General features: G+C 43.6%; 14 protein-coding genes. 2 read left to right on the top strand and 12 right to left on the bottom strand.

Annotated elements, in window-relative coordinates:
- Positions 1 to 3: 3 nt before the first annotated feature.
- The 4 genes from BMW98_RS09710 to BMW98_RS09695 form a co-directional block, all read right to left on the bottom strand.
- Positions 4 to 732, bottom strand: a complete 729-nt coding sequence (locus BMW98_RS09710; protein WP_090258390.1) for a toxin-antitoxin system YwqK family antitoxin — start codon at positions 730 to 732, stop codon at positions 4 to 6.
- A 455-nt stretch (positions 733 to 1,187) separates the two neighbouring features.
- Positions 1,188 to 2,207, bottom strand: coding sequence for a hypothetical protein (locus tag BMW98_RS09705; protein ID WP_090258389.1), 1,020 nt, complete (start codon positions 2,205 to 2,207; stop codon positions 1,188 to 1,190).
- Positions 2,208 to 2,211: 4 nt separating this feature from the next.
- A complete protein-coding gene (locus BMW98_RS09700; protein ID WP_090258388.1) occupies positions 2,212 to 4,041 on the bottom strand; it encodes a hypothetical protein in 1,830 nt (609 codons plus the stop codon).
- A gap of 507 nt (positions 4,042 to 4,548) precedes the next feature.
- On the bottom strand, positions 4,549 to 5,472 hold the full coding sequence (locus BMW98_RS09695) for an SGNH/GDSL hydrolase family protein (RefSeq protein WP_162844756.1): 924 nt from the start codon (positions 5,470 to 5,472) through the stop codon (positions 4,549 to 4,551).
- Between the two features lie 285 nt (positions 5,473 to 5,757).
- On the opposite strand from BMW98_RS09695, the gene BMW98_RS09690 reads away from it, so the two are divergent.
- Positions 5,758 to 7,881, top strand: a complete 2,124-nt coding sequence (locus tag BMW98_RS09690; RefSeq protein ID WP_090258386.1) for an outer membrane protein assembly factor BamB family protein — start codon at positions 5,758 to 5,760, stop codon at positions 7,879 to 7,881.
- A 234-nt stretch (positions 7,882 to 8,115) separates the two neighbouring features.
- A complete protein-coding gene (locus BMW98_RS09685; protein ID WP_090258385.1) occupies positions 8,116 to 8,748 on the top strand; it encodes an NAD(P)H-dependent oxidoreductase in 633 nt (210 codons plus the stop codon).
- 119 nt (positions 8,749 to 8,867) lie between these two features.
- Here the strand turns inward: BMW98_RS09685 and BMW98_RS09680 are convergent, their stop codons facing one another.
- The 8 genes from BMW98_RS09680 to BMW98_RS09645 all read right to left on the bottom strand — a co-directional run bounded on the left by BMW98_RS09680 (position 8,868) and on the right by BMW98_RS09645 (position 18,403).
- Positions 8,868 to 9,197 carry an L-rhamnose mutarotase gene (locus tag BMW98_RS09680; RefSeq protein WP_090258384.1) on the bottom strand — a complete coding sequence of 110 codons (330 nt, stop codon included), beginning with the start codon at positions 9,195 to 9,197 and terminating at the stop codon, positions 8,868 to 8,870.
- A gap of 311 nt (positions 9,198 to 9,508) precedes the next feature.
- The gene (gene fucP / locus BMW98_RS09675) at positions 9,509 to 10,804 is read right to left on the bottom strand and encodes an L-fucose:H+ symporter permease (RefSeq protein ID WP_090258383.1); all 1,296 of its coding nucleotides are present in this window, start codon (positions 10,802 to 10,804) and stop codon (positions 9,509 to 9,511) included.
- A gap of 37 nt (positions 10,805 to 10,841) precedes the next feature.
- Positions 10,842 to 11,621 (bottom strand): L-fucose dehydrogenase, encoded by a 780-nt coding sequence (locus BMW98_RS09670; protein WP_090258382.1) that lies wholly within the window; start codon positions 11,619 to 11,621, stop codon positions 10,842 to 10,844.
- A 44-nt stretch (positions 11,622 to 11,665) separates the two neighbouring features.
- The gene (locus tag BMW98_RS09665) at positions 11,666 to 12,496 is read right to left on the bottom strand and encodes an amidohydrolase family protein (protein ID WP_090258381.1); all 831 of its coding nucleotides are present in this window, start codon (positions 12,494 to 12,496) and stop codon (positions 11,666 to 11,668) included.
- Positions 12,493 to 13,338: a fumarylacetoacetate hydrolase family protein gene (locus tag BMW98_RS09660; RefSeq protein ID WP_090258380.1), complete on the bottom strand. Its 846-nt coding sequence runs from the start codon at positions 13,336 to 13,338 to the stop codon at positions 12,493 to 12,495. Before BMW98_RS09660 ends, BMW98_RS09665 begins: the two co-directional genes overlap by 4 nt.
- Positions 13,339 to 13,347: 9 nt before the next feature.
- Positions 13,348 to 14,121: an SDR family NAD(P)-dependent oxidoreductase gene (locus BMW98_RS09655; protein ID WP_090258379.1), complete on the bottom strand. Its 774-nt coding sequence runs from the start codon at positions 14,119 to 14,121 to the stop codon at positions 13,348 to 13,350.
- Between the two features lie 258 nt (positions 14,122 to 14,379).
- Positions 14,380 to 15,981 (bottom strand): UxaA family hydrolase, encoded by a 1,602-nt coding sequence (locus BMW98_RS09650; protein ID WP_090258378.1) that lies wholly within the window; start codon positions 15,979 to 15,981, stop codon positions 14,380 to 14,382.
- The gene (locus BMW98_RS09645; protein ID WP_090258377.1) at positions 15,974 to 18,403 is read right to left on the bottom strand and encodes a glycosyl hydrolase family 95 catalytic domain-containing protein; all 2,430 of its coding nucleotides are present in this window, start codon (positions 18,401 to 18,403) and stop codon (positions 15,974 to 15,976) included. Before BMW98_RS09645 ends, BMW98_RS09650 begins: the two co-directional genes overlap by 8 nt.
- Positions 18,404 to 18,408: the final 5 nt, after the last annotated feature.

Genomic DNA, 18,408 nt, shown 5'->3' with positions numbered 1-18,408 from the left:
GTTTTAAAATGAAGTGGTTAGAACACCCGCTTTATAGATCGCTGCTTCGTGTGTGCTGTCGGTTTTCCTCTTCAAATACTTGCCATCTTTTTGACCATCCTTCATCTGCATAATCTCAGCTGACTTGTCGAAATGCCAGATCATATGTAGCCCGTTGAGCATGCCTTCTTTGTATTCTGAAAAGATGATCTTACTCTGAGAAGGTAGAAACTGCATGGTCATGCCGTTCATCATACCGCCCTTCCAAGAGCTGTAAACCGCATCGTTACCGTTGATTTTTACTCCTCTTCCGTCATTACAGTTACCCAATACACATGGTGCTGTTGCTGTGCTTGCCAGTGGACTGTTACTCACGTGAGCATCGTTTTTATAGTCTTTGTAATCGTAGCCTTGCTGTGTACGGATAACATGCAGTCCTTCTTTCTTTCCATCAACAAACTGACCGAAGGCATAGAGGATGCCATCGCTTTCATAACTGAAGAATCCGTGTCTTTTTCCGTCTTTAAATGTTCCCCAGAACTTACCGAAAGTTCCGGTTTGGTTGGCCACACCGTTTAGTTTTCCTTCTTTATAGAAGCCCACTTGGTAGCCATATTCCTGTCCGCTGGCATCGTGCATGGTAGCGAAGCCGTAACCGTTCTCACAGTTACCTTTTACGCATTTGATGCTTTGGCCAAAGGCCGAAAAGCCAAAGAAACTTATTAAAACGAGTAATAATTGAAGCTTTCTCATAATTTGAATTTTCTCTAGTTGTTATTACAAACCTAGCTTCTGATATAGTGCAGCTCAATAAGGCAATTGACGTAATTGCTTCGGAGAAGCAGGGAATTAGTGGATTGGGGAACTGATGAATTGGTCATTAGTCAAGAGTCATTAGGGAATTTGGAAAGTTATTGATCAGGAAACAGGTGAAATCTGTTCTTGCCGTCATTGCGAGGAAGAAGTTTGACCTAAGTCAAACTTGTGACACGGCAATCTATCCGTTTAAACGTAGGTGCAAAGAACGCCACGTTGCAAAATTCCACTTCGTTCATTTAGCGCCTCGCAATGACGGTCTGAAATGACGCTTTCAGTCCACTCCAACAGCTCATAACTCTACATACCGCTAACTAATGACCATTGACAAATGACTAATACTCTAATTCACCAGTTTCCTAATTCCTTAGTTACCCAATTCACCAACCACACTAGTACAAATAATACTCCTGCTGATCCATGGTCATAATACTGAGTGGTTGTTTGCCGTATTGCGGTTTAAAAACCACTAGCCTGTCTCCTACTTGTAACTGATCGAAAGTAACGGACTCCACCGTGATAACGCCAATGGTTGTTTTCAGTCTTTGAGCACTTTTAGATCGATTAGAGGTGAAAGTTGTCTTGTCTTCAATAATCGCAGGTATGCCACGCTTAAAGCCATAGCGCTTACTCATTTTGTAGGTTCTGTACGACCGAATGATCTTGAACAACTGATAAGCCGGAATAATCACCACCGGAAAAAAGAGAATCAAAAGGCCTTCCAAGCCATTGGCTAAGAAGGTTACTAACATGATCAAAGTAGGTACCAACCATACATAGCGCGCCTTCTGCTGACTTTTGAAAATGTTCTTGAGCACCTCTTCATCTTTAGGCGTCAGTTTTACATCAGGAAAAATAGTTTGGAGAAACTTGTCATTGGTTTCGCCTTCAAGCTTGTGCGCCTTTTGGTCTACCACCTCCTGACCGGTAAGCTCCATAGCTAAAGTCATCTTAGATTTTGGAGCCTTGTCCAGCACTATATGCATGCCCACTTTAGCCTTATTATAGTGCTTAAAATCTACCGAATGCTCTTCATCATCTATATATAAATAGTAGTGTCTGGTAGTTTTACTGCTATGGTTTCTGCTTGTATTATGATGATGCGTCTGGCTGTGATGTACATTCAGTCTTTTGTTAGTTACCATGCCACTGATGCGGTTTTTCACCCCTCTTTTCAGGTCTGCAAAAACGGCCCAAATCATATAACCGATCACGCTGAAGAAAAATACGCCAAAGCCAATAAAGACATAAACAGCAATATCATCAAAGGCCATTGGGTCCTTGGATTTACCTAAAACTGCGAAGCCAATAAAGGCAAAAATCAATCCTGAGAAGCCCGCAAAGGCAAAAAATGGTAGTAGCCTAAGCCTTAGTTTTTTAATGTCGGCCGCTTCTAATGGTAATTGTTGCATGGTTTTATTTTAGGGGGTTAGAAATGTAGATTCCTTCTAGGGTATTGAACACGAATTCATCGTTAGCCGTGTGGGTAATTTCCTCATCATGAGTGTACATATCGGCAGCATCAAAGCTTACTTCGAGTACTTGTTCTGTGCATCCGCCAGTTGAGCTGTCGCAAACGGAAACCCCCATTTCTCCACCAAATTCAAACACAATGGACACAAACTTTCCGGTACCCAATTCAAAATGACTGGTCTTGAAACCTTCAGGTAATGGTTCGTTCTTAGTCAAGTTCATGCCATTTAGCAAGCCTTGCCAAGTCACCCCAAAGTCGTCACTCAGTTTAGCTGAGCCAATACTTCCTGCATTCGTATCTTGCGTATACACGGTGCCATCCGAACTAATCAGCCGAGGTCCGTAGCCTGGGTGACTGGTAGCCGAACCAGATACTTCCGTCCAATCGATACCGTTGTTGGAGGTATATGCTTTTAAATCTGCTGAATAGCTTCTGGCTTGGGTGCTTGGAGATACGTAAACTTTAATTTCAACTGTTAGTGCATGGTAAATTCCATCAGCACCTTTTGCTACTAGCTCAGGTGTTAGCGGATCGGTAGACTCTAAGTTCCAGTCCTTACCATTGGAAGTCGTGAAAGTTCCTTTTTCCGCGTAAGCTATGGTTCGGCCATCATCATGCAATATGCTTGTGATATTGCCCATAGACGAAGTTGCATATGTCTCACTATTTCTACTGAACACCTTGTCTTCAGCATAAGCATAATCACCAATCACATAAGTTTTCCCAAACATGTACCCCCCAGGATATTGGTAACCCATATCTAATGGCAAGTATTCCTGCTGACCATTGACGGTTTTAATAATACCCCCTCTAAAACGGTCTCCGCCTTCTAAAAAGCCTTGGGTAAAAACACTCTCTTCTCCGAATGCAATGGCTGAAACATTATCTACGGGTTCAATTGAATTGCCCGAAACCAAATGCATCTGATTCACTCCCCAGCGATCGTAGATATTTACATAGGCCTTATCTTTATAAAGCTTCATTCCCCCCTCAGTATTTCGGTAAATACGATAGTCTTCCGGGTATTCGTAATAGCGAATTTCCCCTTCAGGAGTGATTATGATTACACCACCTTCTTTAGCATAAGCGAAATAGCCATAGCTGTAAGCTGTTTTCACCTTGTTTCGGTCGTTACCGAGACCATACAGCCTCTTGTAATCCATATTAGTCAAGGTGGTTTGTGTATAGGTTTGTGTGCTTACATCGAACTCAGCAATGATCTTATTTCGCCAATCGAAGAAGCCCATTTTCTCCCCAAAAGTACCTAGGTAGAATTCTTCACCCATCTCTAAACGAACCCCAGTGCTTACGTAAGTTCCATTATCATCGATAAAGAAAGTTTTGCCGTTTGCTCCATCGTTCTGAATGTAGACCAGTTTGCCTGAATCAGTTACCCCAGTGGCATGATGAATAGCTGCTGAACCCGAACGGATATTATCGAGATCGTAAACGCCACCGCCATAAACAAAAAGGCCATCATTGCTGATGTTGATTGGGTGTCCAGTTGCATTACCGTAAACGAAAAGCTCTTCAACTGTTTGGCCGCCATCTTTCGAGTAGAACGGCTTATGTGCACCAAAAAAGATCATATATCGCTCATTCGGGCTGACCATAATTGACGATGCAGTAGCATAGGCTGTTGTGGGCATCAACTGCGTGAATTTCATGTTCTCTGCAGCCTCAACGGCAGGGTCAGTGTCTTCCTTGGGGTCGCAGGCAAAAGCCAACAATAGGGCGAATAGCAGTAAGAGAGTTCGATTTTCGATACGCATAGCGGTTTGGTTTATCCTTTACAAACCTATCTATGACAGAGATGCTACTCAATACGGCAATTGACGTAAAGTGACTAGTTAATTGATAATTGGACAATGGTCGTTAGGGGAATTTGTGAATTGGTCTGTCATCATTTCTCCACTCTTTTCACCTCGACCGTAGCGGAGAAGCCGGCCAAGTGAATTAGTTGATTAGGAAGTTGGAAAACAGGACTTGGTTTGTACCCCAGCCCTAAAGGATGAGTGGATATAATTTTCGAACAAGAACTGTATCCCTTGGCCTCCCTTTAGGGAATGAGGGTTGTTTGGGTAACTAGGATACCGGGTAATTGAGAAGTTGGTGTATAGATTAATAGTCTAATAGATACTTAGTCTCTGTCGCCCTAAATGCAGTAAAGGATCAGCAAAGGGAAATTGGTTGTTGAACTGGACAATGAATATAAACATAGAGTGAATTTTATAGCCATAGTAAATTTATTCATATCCTTGCCTAAACCTAAGAAATAGCTAAGGGTACTTCGTAAGAGGAGGGTTTAGTGGTTTGGAAACTGGTGCACCTATTATTATAGCCTTGGCTATTTCATTAGCCAAAACATACTTCCCTTTAGTAGTCATATGACAGATATCTACGAAATACTCGCTGTTTTTGGGTACTTTGTCAAAGACACTAACCAACGACAAACCATACTCTTCAGCTAACTTTTTTATTATGGCATTATGTCGTTCTACTGCGTATCGCGTAGAAGAAATATTACCCCAAAAATGCTTCATTTGAGGCTCCATTCTCAACATTTTATTCTCTAGCCTCTTATCAGTAGTTGGGTAGGCAATCGCAAAGTCTGAGAGTATCACTTCAACCCCAAACTGATCGGCCGTTTTAATAATAGCCCTGACATTTTGATCGAAAATCTCCTCACTTCTTAACGCTCCAGTGGCAAATTCAGGATTGCCTCTAATCCCTTTATCTATCAAATAATACTTAAGAACATCGTAGCTTAGCCAAGAGGTATAGCTTTTCCAATTAAAAAATCCCACTTCTGGTTTATCATCTACCCAAGTAAAGTTGTTGTAAATAGCATCATTAATGCCCATGTATAGAACAACTATATCAGGCTTATAGGCCATAAGATTGTGCTCGAGATTAACTCGATTTATGTAAGATGTATATCTAGGCTTACCACAAGACACAATTGAGTAACTTCCTTTATTGTTCACATTTTCGGCCGTAATTCTTGGCAAATCAACCGAATAGGAAGTAGATCCACCTAGTATCAATACTCTCTTCTCATTATCGCGTTTCTCGCCCTTCCAATCTGGTCCGATACACCCGATATCATTCATAACAACCCCGAGGTATTCTCCATAAGGTTTAATCTTGAAAATAATTTCATCGTCAAAAAGTATACTATCTGGTGTTTTCAATAAAATCATTCCCCTTATGACTAATTCCAAGGTCAATATTGTAATTAGGATGATGAGAAATAGTTGCCGAACACTTTTAAGCATAAGTCCAAAATCAATTTACTAAGAATAATGTCTAAAGATAATGAGATAAACCTCTCCCGATATCATGAGTATAGATAAGTCATTAGGAACATCTGTAAATCACATCATGTATTATAGTGTATTCCGAGTATAATAATTGATTAAACATTAGGGAACTCAGACATCTCCTAATCAATCATTGTGTTATATTGACACTAACACTACGATTGCATGAAAAACCTTAAACTAGCCCTAGCGGCCACGGCCCTTATTTGCCTTGGCTGTAACAACACATCTACCGACTATAATGACTTTGTAAACTGGAGTATTTACCATGGTGACGCTACAGCCAGTCACTATTCCCAGTTAGACCAGATTAATAAATCGAATGTACGTCAACTCGAACTTGCTTGGACTTTTAATACTGGTGATGCCGATGAACGCTCGCAAATTCAGTGTAATCCAATTATAGTAGATGGTGTAATGTATGTTACCTCTCCGCAAACCAAAGTAATCGCACTCAATGCAGCCACAGGCGATGAAATTTGGACATTCGACCCGTTTGATGGTGGATTAGCTTCTGGTGTAAACCGAGGTGTTGTCTATTGGAATAAAGGCAAAGACAAGCGTATTCTTTTCACCGCAGGCAACTACCTAATCGCTTTAAATGCCGAAACGGGAAAGGTAATAGAGCGCTTCGGCAACAAGGGTAAGGTTGACATGCGGCTAGGTTTAGAGCGTGAAGAAACCAGCCTGGAAGTAGTAGCCACATCCCCCGGAATTGTTTATGACGATTTACTTATTCTGGGTTCTCGTGTAAACGAAGGTCAAGTTGCGGCTCCAGGCCATGTTCGTGCCTTCAATATAACATCTGGCAACATCGAATGGATCTTTCACACCATTCCACACCCTGGTGAATTCGGTTATGAAACTTGGCCACCTGAAGCATACAAAGAAGTAGGTGGTGCTAATGCTTGGGCAGGTTTAAGTTTAGACCAAGAGAGAGGCATTGTGTACATTCCTACGGGATCGCCTGCCTTCGATTTTCATGGTGGCAACCGACATGGCGATAATCTTTTCGGAAACACGTTATTGGCATTAAATGCCAAAACAGGCGAACGTCTATGGCACTTTCAAACTATTCACCACGACATGTGGGACCGTGACCTTCCGGCACAACCTAACTTACTTACGGTTACCCATAATGGCAAAAAGATTGACGCAGTGGCGCAAATCACTAAGCACGGCATGACCTTTCTTTTTGATAGAACTACCGGGGAACCCTTGTTTGAGATTGAAGAGCGCCCTGTACCTGCTTCAAACCTAAAAAACGAGCAGGCTTCCCCTACCCAACCGTACCCTGTTAAACCACCACCATTTTCAGGTCAGGTGTTTACGGAGTCCATCATCAGCCAAGTTCTTCCTAACTCTAAATCAAGTGTTTTAGAAGCAATTAAAGGTGCTAACTATGGGCACAAGTTCGCACCACCTTCTATTGAAGGCACCGTAATTTACCCCGGTTTTGATGGAGGGGCGGACTGGGGCGGAGCGGCTGTAGAGCCAGATAGCGGCATGCTCTACATTAATGCCTCGGAAATGGCTTGGCTGCACCAAATGGTGCCTGTTAACCCTACAGGCGAAGTAATAACGCCAGGCAGAAAAGTGTATATGGCCAACTGTTCTACTTGTCATGGTGCCGATAGAAGCGGCCAACAACACGTATTTCCATCGCTTGTCGATCTCAAATCGAGATTAGGAAGAGCTGAAGTACTCGAATTGACACAGAAAGGCAAAGGCAGAATGCCAGGGTTCAGTCATATAAAGGAAGACGACCTTAAAGTATTAATGGATTTTCTGTTCGAAACAGAAGAAGTAAGTGTTATGTCATGGACAGGCAAATCACATGAGGAAGCGGAAGACCTTGCTATTCCGTACAACTTTACGGGCTATAGAAAGCTTTACGATGCCAACGGCTACCCGGCAATGCAGCCTCCTTGGGGAACACTAAACGCCATTGATTTGAATAGTGGTGAGATAAAATGGCGCGTTCCATTTGGCGAGGTTGAAGCGCTAAAAGCGCAAGGAATACCAACCACAGGAACAGAAAGTTATGGTGGCCCAGTGGTAACGGCTGGCAACCTCATCTTTATTGCCGCCACACCCGATGAGAAGTTTAGAGTTTTCGATAAAACGAATGGCGAATTGCTATGGGAATATAAGCTACCAGCAGCTGGCTATGCGACCCCAGCTACTTATGCCATAAATGGTAAACAATATGTGGTTATAGCCGCTGGAGGAGGTAAGCTAGGCACCAAATCAGGCGATACATTCTTGGCGTTTGCATTGCCTGAATAGGTGATTGCTCAATGAGCCAAAAGGCATTGGAAATTAGTTAGCAGCTTTTTAGTTCACGGTTCACAGTAACGGCCAACACTACACTAGCCAGTGGCTTTTCGACTCGACCGCATGGAATAGCCTAGCGGTCTATCTATCCCTTTTCTCAAATTTCTTGCAACTATTTACCCTAATTAAATGTTGGTACATTGAATATTTGTATCACCGCACTTCGAGTGTATAAAAACATATAAAATGACATTTTCTGAAGCTTTACAGTGGCGCTATGCAACCAAAAGAATGAATGGCCAGACAGTACCACAGGAAAAAATCGATAAAATTTTAGAAGCCATTCAAATGGCGCCAACCTCATCCGGTCTACAACCTTTCGAGGTTATCGTAATATCAAATCCAGCGCTTAAAGCACAGTTGAAGGATGAAGCCGCCAAACAGCCTCAAATTGTTGAATCGAGCCATGTGCTGGTGTTTGCCGCTTGGGATACCTACACTGAGGAACGCATCAACGCATTCTTTGAATTTAATAATGAGGTAAGGGATATTCCTGCTTCTCAAACAGACGATTACAGAAAAAGCCTGATAAAAACTTTCACTTCAAAAACCAATGAGGAAAATTTCCACCATGCAGCTAAACAAGCAGGAATAGCACTCGGCTTTGGCCTAGTAGCCGCTGCATTGGAAGAAGTTGACACTACTCCTATGGAAGGTTTTGACCCCGCAAAAGTGGATGAGATTTTAGGCTTGAAAGAAAAGGGGCTGAAAAGCACACTTATTCTTAGCGTAGGCTACAGAGATGCCGAGAATGATTGGTTAGAAGGCATGAAAAAGGTTAGAAAACCAAAAGAAGAGCTATTTACAGTGATTGATTAATGTTTTAAAAGCCGTTATAGGCTTTCATTTCGTGGTTGAATACTTAAAGGTGTGACCTGCTAATTCTAAGCAAAGTTACACCTTGCTTTTTGTAAACTTGCTAGGGCAAAGCAATGGTTTTACAACCCAAATATCTTCTCCATCAACACCCACTTTTCATCGGCTTTAGCAAAGGACAAACGCTGCTGATAGGTATCCATTAGTTCTTCCCACTCCTGCACTTTGGGGTTATCCGCATCCATTTTAGCTTTCTTTTCAAAACTAAAACAATCTGAGGCTTCTATGATCATAAAGAGTCGCGTATCAATATGGTATATCTCCATATTTATAATACCAGATGCCTTGATACTCTCTATGATCTCCGGCCACACCTCACGGTGATGCTCCTTGTACTGTTCAATCAGTTGAGGATCGTTTTTGAGGTCTAGGGTTAGGGCGAATCGTTTCATTTTCGTTAATCGTCATTCCAGAATTTTTCTTCCTAAATTTCAAAAGGGAAGAAAAATATCCGGAATCTCATTTTCTGTTACTTTTCAGGATACCTTTTCCTCACCCGCCCGAAGCCCCCTCTTGAAGGCGACAACGATGCTAAGTGCTAAAAAAACAGGCAGATTGCCACGTTGCAACCTTCTGCTTTCGCGAAGTTTACGCCTCGCAATGACGGGTAAAACGAGCTGAATATTTACCAATCACCTAGTTCCCTAATTACCCCTCGGTCCCTGAAGCGATGCCAAACGACCATACTCCTACTTCACTAATGTCAACTGGCCAATCGCCTAACCTTCCTTCCGTACCAACCAATGTACACAAAGCAAATGAGTGGTAGCACAAAGGAGAAGTTTACTTCTGAGACTCCGGCAATGCTGGTGTCAGCTACTCCACTTCCGCCCATGTCTATAATCATACCTTGCCATTTGGGCATTAAGGCACCGCCAACAATAGCCATTACAAGTCCAGCAGCCCCGATTTTTGATACTTCTTCGTCCAAACCATCGAGTGATATGCCGTAGATTGTCGGAAACATAATGGACATAAATAATGTAATAGCCACCAGCGCGTACAAGCCCGGAATACCCTGAAGTACAATCGTTAAGACCGTGCAAATACCGGCCAAAAGGGCAAAAATGGTCAGTAATTTAGCGGAGTTAATAAACCTTAGCATGTAGGTTCCAATACTTCTACCCACTAAAAAGCATACAAATGCTGCGAACTGGTAGTTGGCCGCTGTCTCGCTCGCAATACCTATGGCTTCAGCATACTGATAAATATAGGTCCAGCACATAATTTGCGCTCCTACATAAAACACCTGCGCAATTACGCCAAGCACATATTTCTTGTTTTTAAAAAGGGAATTGAACGTCTCTTTAAGGTTTGGAATGTTGCCATCGCCTTTGGCTTGTGGCATTTTGCTTACTAGAATAAGAATGAAAATACCAATCAATACCAGCCCTAAAATGACATACGGATTTCGGATAACCATTAGGTCGGAAGTCCGAATCAGCGTTTTCTTGGCAAGATCTAGCGTAGAGAAATCTGCAATATCATCAGACTGCAAACGCTTTAACACAAACTGTTGGGCGACCAAAAGCCCCAATAACAAGCCTACTGGGTTGAAAGCCTGTGCCAGATTAAGGCGCTGCGTGGCTGTCTCTCTGGACCCCATTGCAAGAATGTATGGATTGGCGGTGGTTTCCAAAAAAGCCAAACCGAAAGTAAGGATATACAAGCCAAGGCAGAAAAACCAAAACTGCTCGGTAATAGCAGCCGGATAAAAAAGTAGAGCACCAAAGGCGTAAAGTGCCAATCCGATAAGCACGCCTACTTTGTAAGAGTACTTGCGAACAAACAAGGCAGCTGGCAACGCCATGCAAAAATAGCCCCCGTAAAAAGCCATTTGCACCCATGCTGCTTGCGAGTTAGTCAACTCCAGCACCTTTTTAAAGGCCTGCACCATTGGGTCGGTAACAGCATTGGCAAAACCCCAAAGCATAAAAAGTGAGGTTATGAGAATAAAAGGGAGAATCAGGTTTTTCGGTACAACAGGATTTCGTTTCATCTTAAAAAATTTCCATAGGTTAATTTCTGCGGAGCCTTTAGGTCAATGCCCTGTCCAGGTGCAGATAACCGCCATCAGCTACCATCCACTGCCCAGTGGTATGACTGCTTTTTGCGGAAAGCAGAAAGACTGATAAGTCAGCAATTTCCTCGGCCGAGGTCATCCGCTTTTCAAAAGGTATTTTATCGGTAATCTTCTTTAAGCGGGCTACCGGATCGTCAAAAGTCTGTAGCCAGTTGGCATACTGTGGTGTATCTACTTCGGAAGGAATTATGGCATTTACACGAATGCCAAAAGGCAACAATTCTACAGCCCATTCACGGGTTAATGCCAGTTGTGCGCCTTTGCTGGCAGCATAACCAGAAGTACCTCCCTGCCCCGTTAGCGCAGTTTTTGAGCTGATATTTAGGATTGCGCCTTTACTTTTCTTCAATTCTGGCAAAGCGTAGTGTACCAAATTGAAATAGTGAAAAAGGTTGAGTTTGATGGAAGCCGCAAAAGCTTCTACACCCGACTCCAATCCGGCACCATCGTTCACTCCTGCATTGTTCACCACGCCATCAATTCTGCCCAAAGTCTTAATCGTTTCTTCCACCACCATTTGGCAGTTAGCAGCCTCAGAAAGTTCGCAACTTATTACATGCGACTTTTGCCCTTTCTCAGCCAATTCCTTTGACAGGTTTAAACCCGCCTGCTCCGAACGGCCAACAATTACCGGAACGGCACCCTCAGCAGCCAAAGACCTACAAATAGCAGCGCCAATGCCCTTTCCACCTCCCGATACAATGAATACCTTATCTTTTATTCCTAAATCCATCTCTTAAACTAACACACTTCTACTTGAGCTCAACATTCCTTTATTCACAGTCTAATCCTATAAAACCGTTTTGCATTCTCTCCCATTATTGCGGCTTGTTCTGCGGTGCTCAGCTTCTCAATATATTGATTTACGATGGTCAAAACCTGCCCATAATCTGCAGCTACCAAACATACTGGCCAATCGGAACCGAACATAATTCGATCAGGACCAAAAGCATCCAGAATCGACTCTATATACGGTTCAAAATCCGAAAGCTGCCATTGCTGCCAATTGGCCTCAGTTACTAAGCCCGAAAGCTTAACATACAAATGCTCGAATGCAGAAAGCCTTTCGATCTCCCGCTTCCATTCTGCAAATTCCCCAGCTTGAATATTCGGCTTGCCAATATGGTCTAATACCAAACGCATTCTTGGCAGCTTTTTTACTAGCTCAACCACCTCTGGCAATTGGTTATTGAAAACCAGCATATCATAGCTAAAGCCGAAGTTATTCAGCTCGGCAATGCCATTTGAAAATGCCGGATCGATCAAAAAACCTGCGGGCTGGCCTTGGGCAATATGCCGAAAACCTTTCAGCAATTCATGCGATTGATAGGCTTCCAAACGCGCCTCAAGCGAATCGGACTTTAGGTCCGTCCAGCCTACTACAGCTTTTATAAAAGGGTTTTTTGCCGCCAAATCCAGTAAGAACTGAGACTCAGCTTCTGTTTGATCGGCCTGAACTGCTACGCAGCCATCAACACCATTGGCATTTAGCACTGGGACGAGGTCATCGGGCAAAAAGCTCTTTCTTATCGCCTTCATGTCCTCCGTAATCCAGCCATGTGTGGTCGGACTGTAATGCCAAAAATGTTGATGCGCGTCTATTTTCATGAATGGGCTACTACTTTTTGTTTTGCCGTACCAAGCCCTTCAATTCCCAACTCCACTTCATCGCCTGGCTTTAAATAAACCGGTGGTTTAAAGCCAAGGCCAACACCCTCTGGTGTTCCGGTTGAGATAACATCACCCGGCATCAGGCTCATAAACTGCGACAAGTGACTGATTACTTGCGGAATGTTAAAAATGAAATCGGATGTATTGCCATCCTGTACTTTTTTACCATTGAGCTTTAGCCAAAGGTTTAAGTTATGTGGGTCTGCAACCTCATCTTTGGTAACCAAATAAGGCCCGAGCGGAGCGAATGAATCGCAGCTCTTTCCCTTTACCCATTGACCTCCTCTTTCCAACTGGAATTCGCGCTCGCTCACATCGTTATGTACTGCATACCCTGCCACATAATCCATGGCTTCTTCTTCAGAAACGTAATTGGCTTTTTTCCCAATAATTACCGCCAATTCTACCTCCCAGTCAGTTTTAGTGCTGTTTTTTGGAATAATGATGTTGTCGAACGGGCCTGTTAAGCTAGAGGGCGACTTGAAGAAAACCACTGGTTCCTTTGGTGGCTCCATACCACTTTCTGCCGCGTGCTTGCTATAGTTCAAGCCAATGCAAATAATCTTTTCCGGGCGATACAATGGTGCATCAAAATCCAACGGTTCATCTAGCTTGCTAAGTCCGCCATTGGCTACTATTTCCTTTAGCTTTGCAATACCATCTGCATCAAAAAAATCTCGGTCGTATTCTGAAATGTGACTGCTCACATCGTAATGTGCATCGTTAATGCTTACGCCAGTTTTATTTCCTTCTTCTGTTTTATATCTAAAAAGTTTCATTGTTAGTTTTTAGCTATTTAATGTAATGTACCCGCCATCTATTGGATAGCAGGAGCCTGTGATAAATGAGGCTTCGTCCGAAGCCAAGTAAAGCACCAAATTGGCTACTTCTTCGGGTTTCCCCATGCGACCAATTGGCTGTGTTTTTGAAAGTTTTTCGAACATCTCTTCCTCCTGACCTGGATAATTCTTCGCAATAAACCCATCCACAAAAGGCGTGTGCACCCTAGCAGGAGCTATGCAGTTACAACGGATATTGAAAGGCAAGTAATCCTTGGCTATCGAGAGCGTCATGGTGTACACAGCACCTTTGCTCATAGAGTAGGCAAAACGATCCGCTATCCCCACCACCGATGCAATTGAGGCCACATTGATAATGGCTCCTCCCTTCTCTTTCATTAATGGAATTCCGGCTTTGAGGCAATTGTAGACACCTTTTACATTCACATCATAAACCCGGTCAAGGTCTTCCTCTGAGGTGTTCTCCAAATTCCCTACATGGGCAATTCCAGCATTATTGATCAAAATATCGAGCTTATCGCCTACCTGACTAAAGGCCTCTTTTACTGAGTCGATCTTGGCTACATTGCATGGAATGTACTCGGCCTTTCCGCCCTCTTCCGAAATTTCATCTACCGTTTCAAGTCCCGTGGCCTCATTAAATTCTATGATATAAACAGTGGCACCATGCGCTGCCAGTCGCTTAGATATGGCTTTGCCGATACCACTACCGCCACCAGTCACCACCGCAGTTTTAGCTGTTAAATCAAATGGTTGTTTCATTTACTAATTCATTTATAAAACTTTAAAAATTAGTCAGTCACTCCCCTTTTATTCCCTAAAGGGAGAAGTTTCAGTATCTCGTCCCCCCTTTAGGGTCGGGGTACTTCTGACAGTATTGATCGCACTTCGTTTTAAAGTTTTCAATCTTTCTATTTCAATACTTCTAAGCGTCATTTCCATGAAAATGGGAATCTATTTAGTCTTTTATCATTAGGATTCTCACCTACTAAGGGATGACGTAAAAAATCTAAACTCCGCTTAAAGCGAAACCCCTCTCTTCCAAAGTATAAAATCGTTCTGATCAAGTTGCATGGCCTTGGTTTGTTTGCCACATGCTACTTGAATTACCTCTTCCAATATCTCCTCTCCTAGCTGCTCAATGGTCTTTTCGCCAGAAATAACCCCGCCTGCATTTACATCAATAATATCAGGCATTGATTCGGCCAACTTGGTATTCGTAGCAATCTTAATTACCGGTGTAACAGGATTGCCCGTTGGCGTACCTAAACCCGTTGTAAAGAGCATAATATTCGCGCCACTGCCGGCCATTCCGGTGGTCGACTCTACATCATTTCCAGGTGTGCAAAGTAAATTGAGTCCAGCCCTAGTAACTGGTTCTGTGTAGTCCAACACATCGGCCACAGGGGCATAACCTCCTTTTTTTGCTGCTCCGGCAGATTTGATGGCATCAGTAATCAACCCGTCCTTTATGTTGCCTGGTGAAGGGTTCATGTCAAAGCCAGAACCTGCTGCCACAGCCCTATTGGCATATGCATTTTGCAATGCCACAAACTTTTCCGCCACCTTCAAATCCACGCATCTATCAATCAAGTTCTGCTCTACCCCATTCAACTCAGGAAACTCCGAAAGAATAGTGCTTCCGCCCAAAGTAGTAATCATATCCGAAGCATGACCAACGGCCGGATTAGCCGAAATTCCAGAGAATCCATCGGAGCCACCGCACTCTAAACCCACTACCAATTTACTCAATGGTGCAGGCTTGCGAGAGACCTTATTGGCTTCTTTCAATTGCTCAAGCGTACTGGAAATCGCCTTTTTAATCAACTGTTCCTCGGACTTAACCTGTTGTTGTTCCAAATAGATCACCGGTTTTTCCGAGTTTGGATAAAGCTCCTTTTGAACCTGCTTGAACCAGTCGATTTGGGCATGTTGGCAACCAAGGCTAAGCACAGTAGCACCCGCCACATTTGGGTGATGCACATAGCCCGCTAGCAACCTCAATAAAGTCTCCGAATCTTGGCGGGTTCCACCACAACCACCATCATGATAGAGAAACCGGATGCCATCGATATTTTCAAAAACTCGGCTCGATGTTGTCCGATTTTCCTCTTGCGCCTCTCCCAGCAGCTCTTTGGCAAAACGGATATAATCGTTTTCCTTTTTATAGCCAAGGGTAGTATTAAGCGTTTCTTCAATCACCCTTAGGTTTCTATTCTCGCAGAAAACCAATGGCACAAAAAGCCAATAATTAGCAGTACCCACCTTGCCATCGGCTCGGTGATAGCCCATAAATGTACGGTCCCTGAAGGGCGTCACTTTGGGCTGTTGCCATTGGTAATCAATCTGTCTAATCTCAGAAGGATCGGCTACATGCTTCAGGTTTTCCGTGGTTAACCGAGTACCAGAAGGTACATCGCTCATTGTTCTGCCCACACTCACACCATAATGGGTAAGGATAGTTCCCTTGGGTAAGTCTGTTAAAGCAATGCGATGTTTGGCTGGAATAGTCTCTTTAACCTCTAAATCTAGGCCTTCGCCATAGGCATATTTTCCCGGTTGCAAATCGGTTAATGCAACCAAGCAATTATCATTAGGATGAATTTGGAGTAGCTTATTCATTGTTCAGAATGAAGCTTAAGTTAATGGCTTTTTTGGCAGGTAGGTCAACCGTTAACCAATTTTCTGACTGCTCCACATTCACGCCATCTACTGTAGCTACTTCAATTTGGCTGGGTAATTCAATAGTTACTTTTTGAGATACCTGCGAAACTAACTGAGCTTCAACCTGATTGCCATTCCAGCTTAATGATGACAACTCAATTTGACCTCTCAACAACGTTCCATCCAAACTCCCTTTACTCCATTCTTTGGGTAAGGCCGGAAGCAAATGAATTTCGCCTTTTTCGGAATACGCCAGCATTTGGATCATCACCGCAGGCAAGCCACCGCTAATGTCGGTGTTGAGCAAATTACCCACGTTGTGAAAAGAGCCAAAGCCGGTTGACCAATAGCGACTCGAAAGCCAGTTCACTGCTTCTAAAGCCTTGCTGGCCTCTCCTAAATGTGCGGCCGTTAAACCGAGCTGCACATGCCCGAAAGCCATTTCTCCACCACCTTCTTCTCTTCGGAATTCCAGCTTCTTCTCCAACAGGTTGATTGCGCCCATTTTCAACTCTGGATGATCGAGGATATCCGCATCTTTGTCATTGTAAAGCGTATAAAGTTGGGACACATGGCGATGGCGATAATTATCTTCATATTTACCACCTATCCATTCCTTTAACACACCCTCTTCATTTACCTGATATTCAGGTAATTTATCATGAATTCTCTGCCAAACTTTTAACTGTGCTTTGGGCTCGCCAAGAAGCTTACCGGCAGCGATGGTATTAGTCAATAATTGGCGGGCAATCATCACATCCATTGTGGCATTTAATACCGCTTGCGAGTTGCTGTTAGCCGGGTTGTTTTCAGGCGAATAAGAAGGATTAAAAATGATCTTCCCATCTGCTTCCTGAAGGAAGTCTTCGTAGAACAAGGCCGAGGATTTCATCCAAGGATAGGCATGCGTTTTCAGGTAATCAAAATCTTCGGTGTAGCGATAATAGTCATACACGATATCCGCAGCCCAGCCTGCTCCGCCCGTCCAGAACGTAAGACACCAGGTCTCATTGAAATCGGTCGGGCGACCGGAGGTAGTAGTATGCCCTGGTAGGTTCACTCCTCTTGCTCCAAAGAGCCGCTTTGCGTTGTCTTCAAAGTCACTGCGGTAGCGTTCCAAATGCCCAACGTAGGCACTCATTAATTCAGGCATATTTCCCGACATGACCACCGACATTGCTGAAGGCAAATTGCCATCGTGGGTAAAGCCGCTAGCCCATGCCGCTGTCCATGTGCCAGACCAAATACCCTGCAAGTTTGGAGGGTTCGTACCCGTACTACTCAAGATATTGTACCTGCCAGCATCAAAGGTTTTTTCTATTAACGCCAAGGGCACATCACCCTCTTGGGCTTTCAGCAAAATCTCTTCCGAATGAAGGCGTTTATCCCCGGCTTCTCCTCCCAAATCGAGTTTAACACGGTTAAAGATTTCACCATGCACCGCCTTATGCCTTTTAAGCAAGGCTTCATATACTGGCTGAATGGCAGATAATTTCTCTTTTACCTCGGGAATAAGCGACTTACTGTAGTTGTAATTTGGTTGAATATCAATGAGTAGCAGAACCTCTTTGGCGTTCTGAATTTCAATATGATTTCCAACAACCTTAGAGCGACCACCATTAAGCACCAGTCTTCCAGCTCCTTCATAACCTTCCAAACTACCCTCATAATGCTTTTTAAAGCTGGTTTTGTAGGTCAACCAACCATCTTCAACCGTGGCCTTCATTTCGTCTACATGTTCACCAACAAAGGCCCATTGATCCCAGTTGACAGGCCTTCTTTCAAAACGGATGCTTGCATTTATTGGGGCATTTCCTGTAATGCGGAGCACAGCAATACTATCTGCACGCGACACGAAAATGGTGCGCTGAAAAGTGCCATTATCGTCCGTCCAAGTGGTTTTGGCTTCACCAGTCTCAAAGTCCGTTGCGCGAACATATTTGGAAATGTTACCATATTCCTGTTTTACGCGAATATCAAAGGCAGGAATAAACGGATCGCGCTGATCGCTGTATCCTGCGGCCTCTCTCAACTCCACAGGAATTTTGGTCGCTTCTACATACTTTCCAGCACGAATCAGACTCCTGATTTCTTCTAAGCGCGAAGCCTGATCTATTAACTCATCAGATTTATCCTGAGGTAAGTAGAGCTGGCTCTGGCTCATTATAATGGTTTCGTCATGTGGGTGGCCGAAGACCAGTGCTCCCATTGTACCATTGCCCGATAACAAGCCATGGTCCCAATTTGGCGCTGGTAACCAACTCGTAAATCCTCTTTCGGGTGCCTGAAAAAGGTCGGTTTGTGCAAAAAGCAAAGTGCTTTTGGTGAGGATTAATCCCAACCAAAAGCACTTTCTTAAGCGAGAATAAACTGCTTTCATTTAAT

The sequence above is a fragment of the Roseivirga pacifica genome (genome assembly GCF_900111145.1).
Taxonomy (GTDB): Bacteria; Bacteroidota; Bacteroidia; order Cytophagales; family Cyclobacteriaceae; genus Roseivirga; species Roseivirga pacifica.
The sequence above is the reverse complement of the archived record's forward strand: the minus strand, read 5'-3'. Positions and strand labels throughout refer to the sequence as shown.

Bases quoted from the DNA above. Each gene is read 5' to 3' on its own strand.
- BMW98_RS09710 (WP_090258390.1), bottom strand. From the start codon at position 732: ATGAGAAAGCTTCAATTATTACTCGTTTTAATAAGTTTCTTTGGCTTT.
- BMW98_RS09705 (WP_090258389.1), bottom strand. From the start codon at position 2,207: ATGCAACAATTACCATTAGAAGCGGCCGACATTAAAAAACTAAGGCTT.
- BMW98_RS09700 (WP_090258388.1), bottom strand. From the start codon at position 4,041: ATGCGTATCGAAAATCGAACTCTCTTACTGCTATTCGCCCTATTGTTG.
- BMW98_RS09695 (WP_162844756.1), bottom strand. From the start codon at position 5,472: ATGATTTTATTGAAAACACCAGATAGTATACTTTTTGACGATGAAATT.
- BMW98_RS09690 (WP_090258386.1), top strand. From the start codon at position 5,758: ATGAAAAACCTTAAACTAGCCCTAGCGGCCACGGCCCTTATTTGCCTT.
- BMW98_RS09685 (WP_090258385.1), top strand. From the start codon at position 8,116: ATGACATTTTCTGAAGCTTTACAGTGGCGCTATGCAACCAAAAGAATG.
- BMW98_RS09680 (WP_090258384.1), bottom strand. From the start codon at position 9,197: ATGAAACGATTCGCCCTAACCCTAGACCTCAAAAACGATCCTCAACTG.
- fucP (WP_090258383.1), bottom strand. From the start codon at position 10,804: ATGAAACGAAATCCTGTTGTACCGAAAAACCTGATTCTCCCTTTTATT.
- BMW98_RS09670 (WP_090258382.1), bottom strand. From the start codon at position 11,621: ATGGATTTAGGAATAAAAGATAAGGTATTCATTGTATCGGGAGGTGGA.
- BMW98_RS09665 (WP_090258381.1), bottom strand. From the start codon at position 12,496: ATGAAAATAGACGCGCATCAACATTTTTGGCATTACAGTCCGACCACA.
- BMW98_RS09660 (WP_090258380.1), bottom strand. From the start codon at position 13,338: ATGAAACTTTTTAGATATAAAACAGAAGAAGGAAATAAAACTGGCGTA.
- BMW98_RS09655 (WP_090258379.1), bottom strand. From the start codon at position 14,121: ATGAAACAACCATTTGATTTAACAGCTAAAACTGCGGTGGTGACTGGT.
- BMW98_RS09650 (WP_090258378.1), bottom strand. From the start codon at position 15,981: ATGAATAAGCTACTCCAAATTCATCCTAATGATAATTGCTTGGTTGCA.
- BMW98_RS09645 (WP_090258377.1), bottom strand. From the start codon at position 18,403: ATGAAAGCAGTTTATTCTCGCTTAAGAAAGTGCTTTTGGTTGGGATTA.